Annotated in this window: 17 protein-coding genes; 10 read left to right on the top strand and 7 right to left on the bottom strand. The window is 55.5% G+C overall.

The genetic code is table 11. From position 1 onward, the window contains the following. Positions 1 to 46: 46 nt before the first annotated feature. The 3 genes from rsgA (at position 47) to mscM (ending at position 5,584) form a co-directional block, all read left to right on the top strand. The gene (gene rsgA / locus HMPREF3140_RS18070) at positions 47 to 1,108 is read left to right on the top strand and encodes a small ribosomal subunit biogenesis GTPase RsgA (RefSeq protein WP_002885537.1); all 1,062 of its coding nucleotides are present in this window, start codon (positions 47 to 49) and stop codon (positions 1,106 to 1,108) included. A 160-nt stretch (positions 1,109 to 1,268) separates the two neighbouring features. Further along, positions 1,269 to 2,231 (top strand): archaetidylserine decarboxylase, encoded by a 963-nt coding sequence (asd, locus tag HMPREF3140_RS18065; protein ID WP_002885536.1) that lies wholly within the window; start codon positions 1,269 to 1,271, stop codon positions 2,229 to 2,231. A gap of 23 nt (positions 2,232 to 2,254) precedes the next feature. Next, positions 2,255 to 5,584: a miniconductance mechanosensitive channel MscM gene (gene mscM, locus HMPREF3140_RS18060; RefSeq protein WP_004146716.1), complete on the top strand. Its 3,330-nt coding sequence runs from the start codon at positions 2,255 to 2,257 to the stop codon at positions 5,582 to 5,584. Positions 5,585 to 5,621: 37 nt separating this feature from the next. Here mscM and yjeM read toward each other — a convergent pair whose 3' ends face one another. Both yjeM and epmA read right to left on the bottom strand, forming a co-directional pair. Next, on the bottom strand, positions 5,622 to 7,124 hold the full coding sequence (yjeM, locus tag HMPREF3140_RS18055) for a glutamate/gamma-aminobutyrate family transporter YjeM (RefSeq protein ID WP_004178330.1): 1,503 nt from the start codon (positions 7,122 to 7,124) through the stop codon (positions 5,622 to 5,624). A 182-nt stretch (positions 7,125 to 7,306) separates the two neighbouring features. Beyond that, a complete protein-coding gene (gene epmA, locus HMPREF3140_RS18050; RefSeq protein ID WP_004146714.1) occupies positions 7,307 to 8,284 on the bottom strand; it encodes an elongation factor P--(R)-beta-lysine ligase in 978 nt (325 codons plus the stop codon). A gap of 275 nt (positions 8,285 to 8,559) precedes the next feature. Here epmA and frdA point away from each other — a divergent pair, with 275 nt between their 5' ends. From frdA to HMPREF3140_RS18025, 5 genes are all read left to right on the top strand, one after another. Then, positions 8,560 to 10,350, top strand: coding sequence for a fumarate reductase (quinol) flavoprotein subunit (frdA, locus tag HMPREF3140_RS18045; protein WP_004177727.1), 1,791 nt, complete (start codon positions 8,560 to 8,562; stop codon positions 10,348 to 10,350). Continuing rightward, positions 10,343 to 11,077: a fumarate reductase iron-sulfur protein gene (gene frdB / locus HMPREF3140_RS18040; protein ID WP_004177729.1), complete on the top strand. Its 735-nt coding sequence runs from the start codon at positions 10,343 to 10,345 to the stop codon at positions 11,075 to 11,077. Before frdA ends, frdB begins: the two co-directional genes overlap by 8 nt. Positions 11,078 to 11,087: 10 nt before the next feature. Continuing rightward, positions 11,088 to 11,483 (top strand): fumarate reductase subunit FrdC, encoded by a 396-nt coding sequence (gene frdC / locus HMPREF3140_RS18035; RefSeq protein WP_002885530.1) that lies wholly within the window; start codon positions 11,088 to 11,090, stop codon positions 11,481 to 11,483. 10 nt (positions 11,484 to 11,493) lie between these two features. Then, positions 11,494 to 11,853: a fumarate reductase subunit FrdD gene (gene frdD / locus HMPREF3140_RS18030; protein ID WP_002885526.1), complete on the top strand. Its 360-nt coding sequence runs from the start codon at positions 11,494 to 11,496 to the stop codon at positions 11,851 to 11,853. Positions 11,854 to 11,966: 113 nt separating this feature from the next. Next, complete coding sequence (locus HMPREF3140_RS18025) at positions 11,967 to 12,500, top strand: lipocalin family protein (RefSeq protein ID WP_032412804.1); 534 nt, start codon at positions 11,967 to 11,969, stop codon at positions 12,498 to 12,500. Here the strand turns inward: HMPREF3140_RS18025 and sugE are convergent. The 4 genes from sugE to efp all read right to left on the bottom strand — a co-directional run bounded on the left by sugE (position 12,497) and on the right by efp (position 14,035). After that, on the bottom strand, positions 12,497 to 12,814 hold the full coding sequence (gene sugE / locus HMPREF3140_RS18020; RefSeq protein WP_002885521.1) for a quaternary ammonium compound efflux SMR transporter SugE: 318 nt from the start codon (positions 12,812 to 12,814) through the stop codon (positions 12,497 to 12,499). The genes HMPREF3140_RS18025 and sugE overlap by 4 nt on opposite strands. Positions 12,815 to 12,957: 143 nt before the next feature. Further along, the gene (gene ecnB / locus HMPREF3140_RS18015; protein WP_002885518.1) at positions 12,958 to 13,104 is read right to left on the bottom strand and encodes a lipoprotein toxin entericidin B; all 147 of its coding nucleotides are present in this window, start codon (positions 13,102 to 13,104) and stop codon (positions 12,958 to 12,960) included. 159 nt (positions 13,105 to 13,263) lie between these two features. Continuing rightward, a complete protein-coding gene (locus HMPREF3140_RS18010) occupies positions 13,264 to 13,395 on the bottom strand; it encodes an entericidin A/B family lipoprotein (protein WP_002885511.1) in 132 nt (43 codons plus the stop codon). A 73-nt stretch (positions 13,396 to 13,468) separates the two neighbouring features. Beyond that, a complete protein-coding gene (gene efp, locus HMPREF3140_RS18005) occupies positions 13,469 to 14,035 on the bottom strand; it encodes an elongation factor P (protein ID WP_002885506.1) in 567 nt (188 codons plus the stop codon). Positions 14,036 to 14,076: 41 nt separating this feature from the next. Between efp and epmB the strand changes: the two genes are divergently transcribed. Next, positions 14,077 to 15,105, top strand: coding sequence for an EF-P beta-lysylation protein EpmB (epmB, locus tag HMPREF3140_RS18000; RefSeq protein WP_002885500.1), 1,029 nt, complete (start codon positions 14,077 to 14,079; stop codon positions 15,103 to 15,105). Between the two features lie 160 nt (positions 15,106 to 15,265). Here epmB and HMPREF3140_RS17995 read toward each other — a convergent pair whose 3' ends face one another. Continuing rightward, a complete protein-coding gene (locus HMPREF3140_RS17995) occupies positions 15,266 to 15,841 on the bottom strand; it encodes a winged helix-turn-helix domain-containing protein (protein WP_004186619.1) in 576 nt (191 codons plus the stop codon). Between the two features lie 378 nt (positions 15,842 to 16,219). Here HMPREF3140_RS17995 and HMPREF3140_RS17990 point away from each other — a divergent pair. Further along, on the top strand, positions 16,220 to 17,388 hold a 1,169-nt coding region (locus HMPREF3140_RS17990), incomplete at its 3' end, for an HlyD family secretion protein (protein WP_070553054.1).

The following is a 17,388-nucleotide window of genomic DNA, read 5'->3' as shown; positions in this document are numbered from 1 at the left end:
TATCATAGAGGTTTTGCCCCATCAGGGCGACCAGGAGCCAGTTCGATTGAGTAAAAATAAACTCTCCAAAGGCCAGCAGCGCCGCGTCAAAGCCAACCACCAGCGCCGTCTGAAAACCACTGCGGAGAAGGCCGACTACGATGACAACCTGTTTGGCGAAACGTCGGAAGGCATTGTCATCAGTCGCTTTGGTATGCATGCCGACGTCGAATCCGCTGACGGCAGCGTGCATCGCTGCAATATCCGCCGGACGATCCGCTCGCTGGTCACCGGCGACCGCGTGGTCTGGCGGCCGGGTAAAGACGCCGCCGACGGCGTAAGCGTCAAAGGGATCGTCGAGGCGGTGCACGATCGCGCCTCCGTCCTGACGCGTCCGGATTTTTACGACGGCGTGAAGCCTATCGCCGCCAATATCGACCAGATCGTGGTGGTTTCCGCGATCCTGCCTGAGCTGTCGCTGAATATTATCGATCGCTATCTGGTGGCCTGCGAAGCGCAGGATATCGAGCCGCTCATTGTGCTGAATAAAATCGATCTGCTGGATGATGATGGTCTGCGCTTCGTCAATGAGCAAATGGATATCTACCGCAACATCGGTTACCGCGTGCTGCTGGTTTCCAGTCGGACTCAGGACGGCCTTAAGCCGCTGGAAGCGGCCCTGACCGACCGCATCAGTATCTTCGCCGGGCAGTCCGGGGTCGGTAAATCGAGCCTGCTGAACGCCCTGCTCGGGTTGAGCGAGGATCAGATCCTCACCAATGATGTCTCGGACGTTTCCGGCTTAGGTCAACACACCACCACCGCTGCACGCCTCTACCACTTCCCGCACGGCGGCGATGTGATTGATTCACCGGGGGTACGTGAGTTCGGCCTGTGGCATCTGGAAGCGGAACAAATCACCAACGGCTTTGTCGAATTCCATGATTATTTAGGCCGTTGCAAATATCGCGACTGTAAACACGATACCGATCCTGGCTGTGCGCTTCGCGAAGCGGTAGAGAACGGCAAGATCGCCGAAAGCCGTTTTGAGAACTACCACCGCATCCTGGAAAGCATGGCGCAGGTACAGGTAAAAACGCGTAAAAACTTTTCCTCGTCCGATGACTGATCATTAAGCTGAGCATCACGTCAGGCGCTGCCGGGCAGCGATGATGACGCAGCTTACGCGGATGCCATTTGGCGAGTTTTACGTATAGAATCGTCCCCTTTTTTCAGGTCCCCGCCCGCAGGCGGGGTCAGGAACGACATATCATGGCCTGGAGGCTACTTTGTTAAACGATCTTAAACTTTCACTGCAATACATTCTGCCTAAACTGTGGCTCACCCGCCTCGCAGGCTGGGGTGCGAGCAAACGCGCAGGTTGGCTGACGAAGCTGGTCATCGATCTGTTCGTGAAATACTACAAGGTCGATATGAAAGAGGCGCAGAAGCCGGATACCGCGGCTTATCGCACCTTCAACGATTTCTTCGTGCGCCCGCTGCGCGACGACGTTCGCCCGCTGAATACCGATCCAAACGTGCTGGTGATGCCGGCCGATGGCGTGATCAGCCAGCTTGGCGCCATTGAGAACGATAAAATCCTGCAGGCTAAAGGTCATGACTACAGTCTGGAAGCCCTGCTGGCCGGCAACTATCAGATGGCCGACCTGTTCCGTAACGGCAGCTTCGCCACCACCTACCTGTCGCCGCGCGACTATCACCGCGTACATATGCCGTGCAACGGCATCCTGCGCGAAATGATCTACGTTCCTGGCGACCTGTTCTCTGTTAACCACTTGACGGCGCAGAACGTCCCGAACCTGTTCGCCCGTAACGAGCGCGTCATCTGCCTGTTTGATACTGAGTTTGGCCCGATGGCGCAAATTCTGGTGGGCGCAACTATCGTCGGCAGCATTGAGACCGTGTGGTCCGGCACCGTGACCCCGCCGCGCGAAGGCATTATTAAACGTTGGACCTGGCCCGCTGGCGACAACGAAGGCTCCATCGCCTTGCTGAAAGGCCAGGAGATGGGCCGCTTCAAACTGGGTTCCACCGTGATCAACCTGTTTGCCCCGGGCCAGGTGAAGCTGGTCGACACGCTGCAAAGCCTGTCCGTGACCAAGATCGGCCAACCGCTGGCGACAGCAGTGGAAGCGACCGCCGCCGCTGAACCCGCGCCGTTACCGGAAGAAGAGATCCGCGCCGAACACCGCGCCAGCCCGCTGGTTGACGATAAACAAGACCAAGGTTAATTCTTCAGCAAAAGGGTTATGCCGTGCGCCTGATATACACTTTCCTGTTGGCCTTGAGCCTCAGTTTCGGGGCGTACGCTGCGACAGCCCCGGATGCTAAACAGATAACCCAGGAACTGGAACAGGCGAAGGCGGCAAAGCCCGCCCAGCCTGAAACCGTTGAAGTTCTGCAGTCCGCGCTGAACGCGCTTGAGGAGCGAAAATCATCCCTCGAGCGCGCCCGTCAGTATCAGGACGTTATCGACAATTTCCCCAAACTGTTTCAAAGCCTGCGTGCCCAGCTCAATAATCTGAGCGAAGAGCCGCGCCAGGTGCCAACCGGCCTGACCGCCGATGCGCTGAACCAGGAGATCCTGCAGGTCAGCAGCCAACTGCTGGAATCGAGCCGCCAGGCGCAGCAGGAGCAGGATCGCGCGCGTGAAATCGCCGACTCCCTGAACCAGCTGCCGCAGCAGCAAACCGATGCCCGTCGTCAGCTCAATGAGGTTGAGCGCCGCATCGGCACGCAAACCGGCAACAATGCTCTCGCCCAGGCGCAAAATCTTGCCCTGCAGGCGGAATCAGCGCGTCTGAAGGCGCTGGTGGATGAACTCGACCTCGCCCAGCTCTCCGCCAACAACCGCCAGGAGCTGTCGCGCGCCCGTTCCGAGCTGGCGCAAAAACAGAGCGAGCAGCTGGATGCCTATCTGCAGGCGCTGCGCAATCTGCAAAACAGCCAGCGCCAGCGGGAGGCGGAAAAGGCGCTGGAGAGTACCGAACTGCTGGCGGAGAACAGTGAAAACCTGCCGCCGGACATCACCGCCCAGTTTAAGGTCAACCGTGAGCTCTCCCAGGCGCTGAACCAGCAGGCGCAGCGCATGGATCTGGTGGCGTCCCAGCAGCGGCAGGCGACGAATCAAACGCTGCAGGTGCGCCAGGCGTTAAACACCCTGCGCGAGCAGTCGCAGTGGCTGGGCTCCTCCAATCTGCTGGGCGAAGCCCTGCGCGCCCAGGTGGCGCGGCTGCCGGAGCGCCCTCGCCCGCAGCAGCTGGATACGGAAATGGCGCAGCTGCGCGTGCAGCGTCTGCGCTTTGAAGATTTGCTGAGTAAGCAGCCGCAGCTGCGGCAGATCCGCCAGGCCGACGGCGAACCGCTGACCAGCGAGCAGAACAAGATCCTGCAGGCGCAGCTGCGCACGCAGAACGAGCTGCTGAACTCGCTGCTGCGCGGCGGCGACACCCTGATGCTGGAGCTCACCAAGCTGAAGGTCGCCAACGGCCAGCTGGAAGACGCGCTGAAAGAGATCAACGAAGCCACCCACCGCTATCTGTTCTGGACTTCGGACGTCAGCCCCATCGGCTTCTCCTGGCCGCTGGAGATCGTCCAGGATCTGCGGCGCCTGATCTCCCTGGATACCATCAGCGAACTGGGCAAAGCCAGCGCGATGATGCTTACCAGCAAAGAGACCCTGCTGCCGCTGTTTGCCGCCCTGCTGCTGGTTGGCTTTAGCATCAGTTCGCGGCGCCATTTCACCCGCTTTCTCGAGCGCTCCAGCGCCCGGGTGGGGAAAGTCACCCAGGATCACTTCTGGCTGACGCTGCGCACGGTCTTCTGGTCGATACTGGTGGCCTCGCCGCTGCCGGTGCTGTGGATGACGCTCGGCTATGGTCTGCAGTCCGCCTGGCCGTTCCCGCTGGCGGTGGCGATTGGCGATGGAGTCACCGCGACGGTGCCTTTGCTGTGGGTGGTGATGATCTGCGCCACCTTCGCCCGGCCAAACGGGCTGTTTATCGCCCACTTCGGCTGGCCGCGTAGCCGCGTGGCGAAGGCGATGCGCTACTACCTGATGAGCATCGGGCTGATTGTGCCGCTGATTATGGCGCTGATCATGTTCGATAATCTTAACGACCGCGAATTCTCCGCTTCGCTGGGCCGCCTGTGCTTCCTGCTGATCTGCGGCGCGCTGGCGGTGGTCACCCTGAGCCTTAAGCACGCCGGTATTCCGCTCTATCTGGATAAAGAGGGGAATGGCGATAATATGGTGAACCGCCTGCTGTGGAACCTGATGCTTGGCGCCCCGCTGGTGGCCATGCTGGCGGCCGCCGTCGGCTACCTCGCCACCGCCCAGGCGCTGCTTGCGCGTCTGGAAACCTCGGTCGCCATCTGGTTCCTGCTGCTGGTGGTCTATCACATCATCCGCCGCTGGATGCTGATCCAGCGCCGCCGGCTGGCCTTCGACCGGGCCCGCCATCGTCGCGCGGAAATTCTCGCTCAGCGCGCCCGCGGCGAAGATGAGCCCGTTCACGTCAGCAGCCCGGAAGGGTCGGTGGAGACGGAGGTCAGCGAGGTCGACCTCGATGCCATCAGTACCCAGTCGCTGCGGCTTGTCCGCTCCCTGCTGATGCTGATCGCGCTGCTATCGGTCATCGTGCTGTGGTCGGAAATTCACTCGGCGTTTGGCTTCCTTGAGAATATCTCGCTGTGGGACGTGACCTCGACGGTACAAGGGGTGGAAAGCCTTGAGCCTATTACGCTTGGCGCGGTGTTGATTGCCATTCTGGTGCTGATCATCACCACTCAGCTGGTACGCAACCTGCCCGCGCTGCTGGAACTGGCGATCCTCCAGCATCTCGATTTAACGCCCGGCACCGGCTACGCCATCACCACCATCACTAAGTATCTGCTGATGCTGGTCGGCGGGCTGGTGGGCTTCTCGATGATCGGTATCGAGTGGTCGAAGCTGCAGTGGCTGGTCGCCGCGCTGGGTGTGGGTCTCGGGTTTGGCCTGCAGGAGATCTTCGCCAACTTTATCTCCGGCCTGATTATCCTGTTTGAGAAGCCGATCCGCATCGGCGATACGGTCACCATTCGCGACCTGACGGGCAGCGTCACCCGCATTAATACCCGTGCGACCACCATCAGCGACTGGGACCGAAAAGAGATTATCGTGCCGAACAAGGCGTTCATTACCGAACAGTTTATCAACTGGTCGCTGTCGGACTCGGTTACCCGCGTGGTGCTGACGGTGCCGGCGCCTGTGGACGCCGATACCGAAGAGGTGACGAAAATTCTCATCGCCGCGGCGCATCGCTGCTCGCTGGTCATCGATACCCCGGCGCCGGAGGCGTTTCTCGTCGACCTGCAGCAGGGGATCCAGATTTTCGAGCTACGTATTTTTGCCGCGGAGATGGGGCACCGCATGCCGCTGCGCCATGAGATGCATCAGCTGATCCTGGCGGGCTTCCGCGAGCATGGCATTGATATGCCGTTCCCTCCGTTCCAGATGCGTCTGGAAAGTATTGACGGCAGGCAAAGCAGTAAAACCATGACCTCGGCCGGAAAAACCAGCCGCCGTACGGCTGGTAGCCTGTAAACCATCCCCTGCCCGGCTGCACCGCCGGGCAGGTTCTTTAACTCTCCATCACCAGCGCGCCGGACGCCATGCGCCGACGGTAGCTTTCGTAGATCCCCAGCGCCAGCAGTGAGAAGAAGATCGGTCCACCCACCATCCACAGGGTGCTGTTCCAGTCCCCGCTGTCGATGACGGGTTGGATAATGGTGAAGATATTGGCGAAGGTCACCACCAGCAGCACCACGCCGGTCGCCAGCAGCGTCGACGGACGGTTTTTGAAGATCACGAACGGCCGGTCAAGATGGGTTTTCGCCTTGAAGAACGGGAAGGCGATGGTCAGGAACAGATAAGGCAAGGTCATAGAGACATTGGCCATCAGCGTCAGCTTGTTATAAAACGCGGAAGCGCTATCCCCACCGAACGATACCAGTACGATAAACACCCCGACCAGCAGACACTGCAGCCACATCGCCGCGGCGGGCATTCCGTTGACGTTAAGGCGGGTCATCACCGACGGCCAGAGCGCTTTTGGCGTGCCCTGGATAATCGCTTTCAGAGGAGAATAGCTGAGGGTGAAGAACGCGCCGGTGTAAGCGAGAAACATCGACAGGCCGGTAATACGGGCGAACCAGACCCCGGTCAGGGCTGACGCCGCAGGGGTCAGGTGCAGGGCCTGGCCCAGCGTCGCCCCGAGGCTGGTCATCAGCACATAGGTGATGTTGCCGAGGTTGGTCGAACGCGCGCCAAGCACCTGCTGCCAGTTGGCGCTCACGCCCCACAGCACAATCGCCAGCGAGTAACCGATCGAGATAACGATCGCCGCGATGATAATACCTTTGGCAAAGTTCTTTTCCGGCTTATCGGTCTTATCCACTAAGCCGCCAACCGCCTCAATTCCGCCATAGGCAAAGATGGCAAATACCACAAACGACAGCATCGCCATGCCCGACTGATACCCGGGATTAGGCGAAAGGGTGAAGTTTAACGGCTGGGCGAAATGACCGCCGTTAAGCAGAAGGATCGCCCCGCTCACCAGCAGCAGCACCAGGTTAAGCCCCATCACCGCGATACCGCCGACGGCGGTAATTTTAGCGATTTTATTGATCCCTTTGACGGCAATAAAGGTCACCACGACCATCCAGCAGGCCGCCAGAATACCGACCGTCTGCGTCGGCGTCAGGCTACCCAGCGCCCAGGTCTGGGTTTTGTCCGCGCCAAACAAAAAAGTAGATAGCGGGACCCAGATCTTAGCGGCGGTACTCACCATCCACACTACGTACGAGGCAAACCACATAAAGGTACCAATGAAGGCAAAGCGCGGCCCGACGCTGTGGTTCATCCAGGAATAGATCCCGCCCTCTTCGCGACGATAAGCTGAGCCCATCTCCGCCATCATCAGCGCGAACGGGATAAAGAAAAAGAGGGCGGAAAAAAGGTAAAACGGCATCGCGCTATAGCCCATCAGATAAAACGCCGATGGGCTGTTGGCAAAGCCAAACACCGAGGTGAAGATCATCAGAATCAGCCCGATCAGGCTCATCTTCTTGAGTTGTTGATGCATAAATCTATCCAAACGTGGGCATCGCCCGACGAGCGACGCCTGGCCTCATAAAAAGAGCGCGGATAGTAGCAAAATCACGGATGGAAATTGTGGGTATTCGGGCTAAAGCCGGGGCGAGGGTGTCAGGTCCAGAGTCGTCTTTCACCTCCCCCACCCGGCGGCGGAGGGAGGTGAAAAAGCGATCAGGCGCGGTCTACCGTAAAGGCAATCACTTCGCCGATGCTTTCAGCGCCCAGCGCCAGCATGACCACGCGGTCAACGCCCAGCGCCACGCCGGAGCAGTCCGGCAAACCCGCCTCCAGCGCCGCCAGCAGGTTGTTATCGATGGGCTGCTGCGGAAGGCCGCGCGCGGCGCGTTTGCGGTTATCCTGCTCAAACCGCAGGCGCTGTTCATGGGCGTCGGTCAGCTCGTGGAAACCGTTCGCCAGCTCAATACCTTTGTAATAGACCTCAAAGCGCTCAGCGACCCGATGATCTTCCGGGCTGATCTGCGCTAAAGAGGCCTGAGTCGCCGGGAAATGATAAATGAACGTTGGTCGATCTTTGCCGATGTGCGGCTCCACGCCCATGGTGAACAGCAGCTGCAGCAGGGTATCGCGATCTTCTTCAGTATCGGCGATATTGCTCAGATCCAGCTTCGCTGCGACTTCACGCAGCTGAGCTTTATCGGCAGAGAGCGGGTCAATTTCCAGATGGCGCTGAAACGCCTGCTGATAGGAGAGACTTTCCGCCGGTTGGCACTCCAGCACCTGCTGCAGCAGATCGTCCACCTCATTGATCAGGCGATACATGTCATAGCATGGACGATACCACTCCAGCATGGTGAATTCCGGATTGTGATGACGCCCCATCTCTTCATTACGGAAGCTGCGGCACAGCTGGAAGACCGGGCCGCAACCTGCCGCCAGCAGGCGCTTCATGTGGTATTCCGGACTGGTCATCAGGTACAGGTTAAGCCCCTGAGAATGGCCCGGGCCGACGAAACGGGTTTCGAACGGGAACAAATGAATATCCGTTACCGTCGCCTGACTCATGCAAGGCGTCTCCACCTCCAGCACGCCGCGATCGGTAAAGAAACGGCGGATTTCCGCCATCACCGCCGCGCGCTTCAACAGATTGGGAATGGGTGCGCTCGGCTGCCAGGTTGCCGTCTCGCTCATGGTACTTTCTCCGATTGCAAATTAAGGGCACGAAGTCTACTCGCAACCGGCGAGTGAAACAAATTTTGTGCAATCTCCGGCAGACTACATGCCATTAATCTATCGTTAACCCTGACGCATAAATACCACTGATAAATAACCGCACATATCGATAAAAAAATCGAACACGTCAATTTTCCATACTGACCCTAAGGCTATACTCCTGTACCTATAAAGGAGCAGTGATACTTTTTCGCCAGCCCGGCGGCGAAATACACTAAAACTGGAGGAATGTCGTGCAAACTTTTCAAGCCGATCTCGCCGTAATTGGCGCCGGCGGGGCAGGCCTTCGTGCCGCTATCGCCGCCGCTCAGGCCAACCCCAACGCTAAAATCGCCCTGATTTCTAAAGTCTATCCGATGCGCAGCCATACGGTCGCTGCAGAAGGGGGATCCGCAGCCGTTGCCCAAGATCACGATAGCTTTGAGTACCATTTTCACGACACCGTCGCGGGAGGCGACTGGCTGTGCGAGCAGGATGTCGTCGACTATTTTGTTCATCACTGCCCGACGGAAATGACCCAGCTGGAGCAGTGGGGATGCCCATGGAGCCGCCGCCCCGACGGCAGCGTCAACGTCCGGCGCTTCGGTGGCATGAAAATCGAACGCACCTGGTTTGCCGCCGACAAAACCGGCTTCCACATGCTGCATACCCTCTTCCAGACCTCCCTTCAGTTTCCCCAAATTCAGCGCTTTGACGAACATTTCGTCCTTGACCTGCTGGTCGATGACGGGCAGGCCCGCGGCCTGGTGGCGATGAATATGATGGAAGGCACCCTGGTGCAAATCCGCGCTAACGCCGTGGTGCTGGCTACCGGCGGCGCCGGGCGCGTCTACCGCTACAACACCAACGGCGGCATCGTCACCGGTGACGGGATGGGGATGGCCCTGGGACACGGCGTGCCGCTGCGCGACATGGAATTCGTTCAGTATCACCCGACCGGCCTGCCGGGCTCCGGGATACTGATGACCGAAGGCTGCCGCGGCGAAGGCGGGATTCTGGTCAACAAAAACGGCTACCGCTATCTGCAGGATTACGGCATGGGCCCGGAAACCCCGCTCGGCGAACCGAAGAATAAATATATGGAGCTAGGCCCACGCGACAAAGTGTCCCAGGCCTTCTGGCACGAGTGGCGGAAAGGGAACACCATCCCGACGCCGCGCGGCGACGTGGTCTACCTCGATCTCCGCCACCTCGGCGAGAAAAAACTGCTGGAGCGTCTGCCGTTTATCTGTGAACTGGCGAAAGCCTACGTCGGCGTCGATCCGGTGAAAGAGCCGATCCCGGTGCGCCCGACCGCGCACTACACCATGGGCGGTATTGAAACCGATCAGCAGTGCGAAACCCGAATCAAAGGGCTGTTTGCCGTGGGCGAATGCTCGTCCGTTGGCTTACATGGCGCCAACCGTCTGGGCTCCAACTCGCTGGCCGAGCTGGTGGTCTTCGGCCGCCTGGCCGGGGAGCAGGCCATGCAGCGCGCCGCTCAGGCGGGCGAGGCAAACGGCGCCGCCCTCGATGCGCAGGCTGCCGATGTGGAGCAGCGCCTGAAAGATCTCGTCAACCAGGAAGGTAACGAAAACTGGGCGAAAATTCGCGATGAAATGGGGCTGTCGATGGAGGAAGGCTGCGGCATCTACCGCACGCCGGAGCTGATGCAGAAAACGATCGACAAGCTGGCTGAACTGCAGGAGCGCTTTAAGCGCGTGCGCATTACCGATAATTCCAGCGTGTTCAATACCGATCTGCTTTACACCATTGAGCTGGGGCACGGTTTAAACGTTGCCGAATGTATGGCGCACTCGGCCATCGCCCGTAAAGAATCGCGCGGGGCGCACCAGCGTCTGGATGAAGGCTGTACCGAACGCGACGACGTCAACTTCCTCAAGCACACTCTCGCCTTCCGCGAGGCCGATGGCACTACCCGTCTGGAATATGGCGATGTGAAGATCACCACGCTGCCGCCGGCAAAACGTGTCTATGGCGCAGAAGCGGACGCGGCTGAGAAGAAGGAGACCACCCATGGCTGAGATGAAAAACCTGAAAGTCGAAGTGGTGCGCTACAATCCGGAGGTCGACACCGCACCGCACAGCGCGTTCTATGACGTGCCTTACGATGAACAGACCTCGCTGCTGGACGCGCTGGGCTACATCAAAGACAACCTGGCGCCAGACCTGAGCTACCGCTGGTCCTGCCGAATGGCAATCTGCGGTTCCTGCGGCATGATGGTCAACAAGGTGCCGAAGCTGGCCTGCAAAACGTTCCTGCGCGATTACACCAAAGGCATCAAGGTGGAGGCATTGGCCAACTTCCCGATCGAGCGCGATCTGGTGGTGGATATGACCCACTTTATCGAAAGCCTGGAAGCCATTAAGCCGTATATCATCGGCAATAACCGCACGCCTGACCAGGGGCCAAACAAGCAGACCCCGGCCCAGATGGCGAAATACCATCAGTTTTCCGGCTGCATCAACTGCGGGCTGTGCTATGCCGCCTGTCCACAGTTCGGCCTGAACCCGGAATTTATCGGCCCGGCGGCGATCACCCTCGCCCACCGCTATAACGAAGACAGCCGCGACCACGGTAAAAAGGAACGCATGGCGCAGCTTAACGGCCAGAATGGCGTCTGGACCTGTACTTTCGTTGGCTACTGCTCGGAAGTGTGTCCGAAGCACGTCGACCCGGCGGCCGCGATCCAGCAGGGCAAGGTGGAAAGCTCGAAAGACTTTCTTATCGCCACCCTGAAACCACGCTAAGGAGTGCATTATGACGACGAAACGCAAACCCTACGTGCGACCAATGACCTCCACCTGGTGGAAAAAGCTGCCGTTTTATCGCTTCTACATGGTACGGGAAGGCACGGCGGTACCGACGGTATGGTTTAGCATTGTGCTGATTTATGGGCTGTTCGCCCTCAAGCACGGCGCCGAGAGCTGGGCGGGATATATCGGATTCCTGCAAAACCCGGTGGTGGTAATCCTCAACCTGATTACTCTGGCGGCGGCGCTGCTGCACACCAAAACCTGGTTTGAGCTGGCGCCGAAAGCCGCCAACGTCATCATCAAAGGCGAAAAAATGGGGCCAGAGCCGGTCATTAAAGGGCTCTGGGTGGTGACGGCGGTGGTCACCGTGGTGATCCTGTTTGTCGCCCTGTTCTGGTAAGGAGGCTGAGATGATTAATCCCAATCCGAAACGTTCCGATGAACCCGTATTCTGGGGGCTGTTTGGCGCAGGTGGCATGTGGGGCGCGATCGTCGCGCCGGTGATGGTGCTGCTGGTCGGCATCTTGCTGCCGCTGGGGCTTGCCCCGGCCGACGCCTTCAGCTATGAGCGTGTGCTGGCTTTTGCCCAAAGCTTTATCGGCCGCGCATTCATCTTTCTGATGATTGTCCTGCCGCTGTGGTGTGGGTTGCATCGTATTCACCACGCCATGCACGATCTGAAAATCCATGTGCCAAACGGTAAATGGGTCTTCTACGGCCTGGCGGCAATCCTCAGCGTCATCACCCTCGTTGGCGTACTGTTTATCTGATCCTGCAAGAGCCCGGTCGCATTTCTGCTACCGGGCTCGCTTCATAGAAAAATCTTGCCGCCTTTTCCCTGCTGGACTCTACACTTAGCTTAAAAGCCAGCAAGGAGCATGCCATGCGTATCCTGCCGATAATCACCGCGATTGCCGTCTCGTTCCTGTCTGTCGCCTGCAGCACGCCCACCCCGCCGCCGGGCGTCACCGTGGTCAGTCCCTTCGACGTTCAGCGCTATCTGGGTACCTGGTATGAAATCGCCCGCTTTGACCACCCTTTTGAAAGCGGGCTGGAAAAAGTCACGATCGCCTGGCACCCACGTGATGACGGCGGTCTGGATGTGGTGAATAAAGGTTATAACCCCGACCGCGGCATGTGGCAGAAAACGGACGGGGTAGCGCACTTTACCGGGGAGCCCAGCCGCGCCGCGCTGAAGATTTCCTTCTTCGGCCCTTTCTACGGCAGCTATAACGTCATTGCTCTGGATAAGGAGTATCGTTACGCGCTGGTCTGCGGCCCCGATCGCGACTATCTCTGGCTGCTGGCCCGGGCGCCGACCATCGCCCCGGAGGTCAGGCAGCAGATGCTGGACATTGCCACCCGACAGGGCTTTGATGTCGGCAAACTGGTCTGGGTCAATCAGCGCTATGATTAGTGCGCGCTGATCTTCAGGCCAATGATGCCAATCACGATACAGACAAGGCTGGCGATACGCATGGCGCTGGCGGATTCCCCTAACAGCACAATACCGGTCACGGCGGCCCCCACGGCGCCGATCCCGGTCCAGACGGCGTAGGCGGTACCTACCGGTAGGGTTTTCATCGCCCATGAGAGCAGCGCCATGCTGGCCACCATCGCCACGATGGTGATAACGCTGGGAACCAGGCGGCTAAAGCCATGGGTATATTTCAGGCCGACGGCCCACACCACTTCCAGCAGGCCAGCGATAAACAAGACTATCCAGGACATAAGGCTCCTTTGCTGGGGCCGTCCCCGGATGAGAAACGCTTACGGGTCGTCCCGTAAGGTGGATGAAAAGTCGTGGTGAGTATATCCAACGGAATGAGAGAAGTGAAGAACGGTACGGCGCTAAACCGTACCGTTGACGGCGTTTATTGCTGAGCTTTGGTTGCCGCGCCAGAGATTGCGTTGCCGCCGTCTGAAATATCCTCACCGACACCGCGCGTGGTGTTACAAGCGGTCAGTGCTGAAGAGAGGACCAAAACCGTAAAGAACGCTGCAATCGTTTTTTTCACCATAATGTCATCCTTAGTGTCAGTTTTGTTTTCATGCCCTATAAGCATAGACAAACCGTCCAAAGATGAAGGGATCTTTGCGATTTTTAAGAGAAAAGGAGTATGCGTGGAGGAGGCTGACATACCGGGAGGCAAGCGCCATTAACGAAACGGCAGGGAAATTCAGCTCACAGCGTGAGAGATAGCGTGGCCCAGGCCCTGAATATCTTCACCCACACCGCGGGCGGTATTGCAGCCAGCCAACAACGCGCTGCTCAGAAAGAGTAACACCAGGAGTTTAACGCTGCGCTTCATGTATCGTGCTCGTTGTGCCTGTACGAAAAGAGCGGCGCAGCACGGAGGCTACGCCGGTCATCATGACGCGAAATTACTTCACGCGGGATACATATTCGCCAGAGCGAGTATCCACTTTGATCACTTCGCCGATCTGAACGAACAGCGGAACTTTAACCACAGCGCCAGTAGACAGGGTCGCTGGTTTACCGCCGGTACCCGCGGTGTCGCCTTTCAGACCTGGATCGGTTTCAATGATTTCCAGCTCAACGAAGTTCGGCGGGGTGACCGCGATCGGCTGGCCGTTCCACAGGGTCACGATGCACTCAGCCTGATCCAGCAGCCATTTAGCGTTGTCACCGATCGCTTTCGCGTCAGCAGACAGCTGTTCGAAAGTTTCGTTGTTCATGAAGTGCCAGAACTCACCGTCGTTGTACAGGTAAGTCAGGTTCATATCGACAACGTCCGCGCCTTCTGCGGAATCGGTAGATTTGAAGGTTTTCTCAACGCGGGTACCGGTCAGCAGACGGCGCAGCTTAACGCGCGCAAACGCCTGGCCTTTACCTGGTTTAACGAATTCGCTGGCTTCTACCGCATAAGGTTCGCCATCTAACATGATTTTAAGACCAGCACGAAAATCGTTGCTATAGTAAGTCGCCATAAGGCCCTCTGAAATTGTTTAACTGGTAGCTAAGCCACAAAATGGCGCATATTGTAACCCTAAATACCCCATCCAGAGAAGATTGGATAACGCAACTTGCCAATGTTGTGACCAGTCCTGATGAACTGCTGCGTCTTTTAAATGTAGACGCTGATGAAAAACTGCTGGCCGGACGCGAGGCCAGACGCCTGTTCCCGCTGCGCGTCCCACGCGCGTTTATCGCCCGCATGGAGAAAGGCAACCCTAACGATCCGCTGCTTCGTCAGGTACTTACCGCCGAGGAAGAATTTATCGTCGCCCCCGGCTACTCCACCGATCCGCTGGAAGAACAGCACAGCGTGGTGCCCGGTCTGTTGCACAAATATCGCAACCGGGCCCTGCTGCTGGTGAAAGGCGGTTGTGCAGTCAATTGCCGTTATTGTTTCCGCCGCCACTTCCCTTATGCCGAAAATCAGGGCACCAGGCGCAACTGGCAGACAGCGATGGACTACATCGCGGCGCATCCGCAGCTTGATGAAATCATCTTCTCCGGCGGCGACCCGCTGATGGCAAAGGACCATGAGCTTGACTGGCTGATGACCCAGCTGGAAGCTATTCCACACGTTAAGCGTCTGCGTATTCACAGCCGCCTGCCAATTGTGATCCCGGCGCGCATCACCGAGACGCTGGCCAGCCGCTTCCAGCGTTCGTCGCTGCAGGTGATCCTGGTTAACCACGTTAACCACGCCAATGAAATTGACGGTGAGTTTCGCGCGGCGATGGCCATGCTGCGTCAGGCGGGCGTCACGCTGCTCAACCAGAGCGTGCTGCTGCGCGGGGTGAACGACAACGCGCAAACCCTGGCCGACCTCAGCAATGCGCTGTTTGACGCCGGGGTAATGCCCTACTACTTGCATGTGCTGGATCGGGTGCAGGGGGCGGCGCACTTCATGGTCAGCGATGATGAAGCCCGTGAAATCATGCGTGAACTATTGACCCTCATCTCCGGCTATATGGTGCCGAAGCTGGCGCGCGAGATCGGCGGGGAACCCAGCAAGACGCCGCTGGATTTAGGGCTGAAGCAACGTTAGTGCTTCCGAATAAGGATAAAGCAGTAACTCTGTTTTAAAGAAGAACAATATACCCAGTCTCCAGGCGTACTGGAGGCTGGGTAATAAGAAGATTTAAATGATGATAAATGATAATGAGTATTCATTTATCCAACTTAATCCAGCTATACTTCAATAGAAATCAAAAATATTTGAAGCATAAAAAAATTATATTGATTATGGCCATTATGGCTACAATAATAAAGGTCCACCATGATAGTTGTCGTGAAGTTAACCCATTGATCCTGAAAGTTTTCCTCACGCTATTTTGTACTTCTGCATCATCAATTTTGGCTATATATTTATCATTTATTATTCGCATGCTTGCGTCGGTACTTAACGGTTGAGCACTATTGAACTCGTTCTGCAGTGTAACTTGTCGAATTACGGTTCCGGTAGCAATGACGAAGCCACGTTGTCTAACCGTAACAACAACATCCTGAGTCAGTCCCGCTCTGAGCAACGATTTCCTTAGCAAGGAGATATTTTGATAAAAAGTATTTTGCGAAACAACGACACCACGCTCTTTCCACACAGCGGATAAAAATTCATCTCGGGAAATAATGTTTCCATTACTTTCTAAAAGTAGTTGTAAACATCGGGCTGTGGGGGTATTTAACGTAATGGCTTCATGGTCTTTCCCCGCTACTGGCTGAAGCTCATTCACGTCCATATTAAAAATAACCTCATCATTAATGATGTATGAATTAAATGTCATAAAGCATTTCCATATTCTTTATTTATCGGAGAAACCAATTATTCTCGTATAATTCACAGAAAAAAACAGATGCGCCAATCCATATAAAAAACTAATCTTCTTCAGAATCCCTATGTTACCCATTAAAAATATAAATCTGAAAAATATATACGCCCATGATAAGAGCTTCACAAGCTCACGTCATTTTACGATCTAATCTCATTCAATACAAAAGAAATGTAAATTTATGCATAATTCATATGCACTTCATAGTTAAAAACAGTAAATTAATACAACGTCCGCCAAGATGTAAAGTCCAGCGGGCATGTTACAAACATCATATAATTTTCCATTACTGTCAGAAAATTATCTTCGAATCAATAACAAAAGTGGAAACTCATGGCACGAAAGCTCTATCGCAAGGAAGCGATTGAATATAAGAAATTACACTGGAAAGGAAAAGCATTATTACTGGCAGGTATGCCAGCATGGCTTATCGTTATTCTGTCAAGTTGTTTTCTCATCGCACTCATCTCGACTCTTATCCTATGTACATTCACCCAACGTATAGATGTACGGGGGGAAGTCATCACATTACCGCATTCCGTTAACGTCTTTGCACCGCAGCAAGGCTTTGTGTTAAATCAATATGTTAAGGTCGGAGATATAGTCAAAAAAGGTCAAAAATTATATGAAATAGATATTTCTCGTAATACCACTAACGGTAATGTGAGTCTTGCTCAAACTGCCGTCATAAATGAAAAGATCATTAATGCTGAGAGCATTATTACAAAACTAATTCGCAACAAAGATGAAACATTGAATGCATTAGACACACAACTAAATACGATTAAAAAATCTCTTAGCGAAACAACCTCAATGCTTGCCAACACGCAGGCAGGGTTAAATAAAATGCATCAGAATCTTTCAAGTTACGATAAGTATCTGAAAGAAGGCCTCATTACAAAAGATCAGTACAACTATCAGCACTCACTTTATTTTCAACAGCAAAGTGCGTATCAATCTCTGGTAAGCCAAAAGATGCAACTGGAATCTCAGATAACCCAGTTCACTAGTGATAAAGTCACCAAAGCGGCAGATTTTGATAATCAAATATCAAACCAACAAAATCAAATTAATGATTATAAAAATCAACTAGTTGAGTCCGATGCAAAAGGCAATGTCATCATCAAGGCGACAACGGATGGAAGAATCGAATCGCTAGCCGTAACCAAAGGGCAAATGGTTGATAATGGGAGTAGTTTGGCACAAATAAAGCCCACCGGTAATGTTGAGTACTATCTTATTTTATGGTTACCCAATAATAGTATTCCTTACGTAAAACCGGGGGATACTATCAACATCCGATACGATGCCTTTCCGGCAGATAAATTTGGTCAATTTCCAGGAGAGGTAATATCGATATCATCTATGCCTGCTTCACGACAGGAAATGTCAGAATATACTAACGTTAATAATGGCACTAATCAACAAGAGCTTGCACTATATAAAACGATTGTAAAAATCAAGCAAAAATCGGCTTTGTTGAATAAATCAGATTTCGGGTA

Source organism: Klebsiella sp. HMSC16A12 (assembly GCF_001808265.1).
Taxonomy (GTDB): domain Bacteria; phylum Pseudomonadota; class Gammaproteobacteria; order Enterobacterales; family Enterobacteriaceae; genus Klebsiella; species Klebsiella pneumoniae.
The sequence above is the reverse complement of the archived record's forward strand: the minus strand, read 5'-3'. Positions and strand labels throughout refer to the sequence as shown.

Bases quoted from the DNA above. Each gene is read 5' to 3' on its own strand.
- HMPREF3140_RS18010 (WP_002885511.1), bottom strand. From the start codon at position 13,395: ATGAAGCGCAGCGTTAAACTCCTGGTGTTACTCTTTCTGAGCAGCGCG.
- epmB (WP_002885500.1), top strand. From the start codon at position 14,077: ATGGCGCATATTGTAACCCTAAATACCCCATCCAGAGAAGATTGGATA.
- epmA (WP_004146714.1), bottom strand. From the start codon at position 8,284: ATGAGCGAGACGGCAACCTGGCAGCCGAGCGCACCCATTCCCAATCTG.
- frdD (WP_002885526.1), top strand. From the start codon at position 11,494: ATGATTAATCCCAATCCGAAACGTTCCGATGAACCCGTATTCTGGGGG.
- HMPREF3140_RS17995 (WP_004186619.1), bottom strand. From the start codon at position 15,841: ATGACATTTAATTCATACATCATTAATGATGAGGTTATTTTTAATATG.
- HMPREF3140_RS18025 (WP_032412804.1), top strand. From the start codon at position 11,967: ATGCGTATCCTGCCGATAATCACCGCGATTGCCGTCTCGTTCCTGTCT.
- efp (WP_002885506.1), bottom strand. From the start codon at position 14,035: ATGGCGACTTACTATAGCAACGATTTTCGTGCTGGTCTTAAAATCATG.
- sugE (WP_002885521.1), bottom strand. From the start codon at position 12,814: ATGTCCTGGATAGTCTTGTTTATCGCTGGCCTGCTGGAAGTGGTGTGG.
- ecnB (WP_002885518.1), bottom strand. From the start codon at position 13,104: ATGGTGAAAAAAACGATTGCAGCGTTCTTTACGGTTTTGGTCCTCTCT.
- frdC (WP_002885530.1), top strand. From the start codon at position 11,088: ATGACGACGAAACGCAAACCCTACGTGCGACCAATGACCTCCACCTGG.
- frdB (WP_004177729.1), top strand. From the start codon at position 10,343: ATGGCTGAGATGAAAAACCTGAAAGTCGAAGTGGTGCGCTACAATCCG.
- yjeM (WP_004178330.1), bottom strand. From the start codon at position 7,124: ATGCATCAACAACTCAAGAAGATGAGCCTGATCGGGCTGATTCTGATG.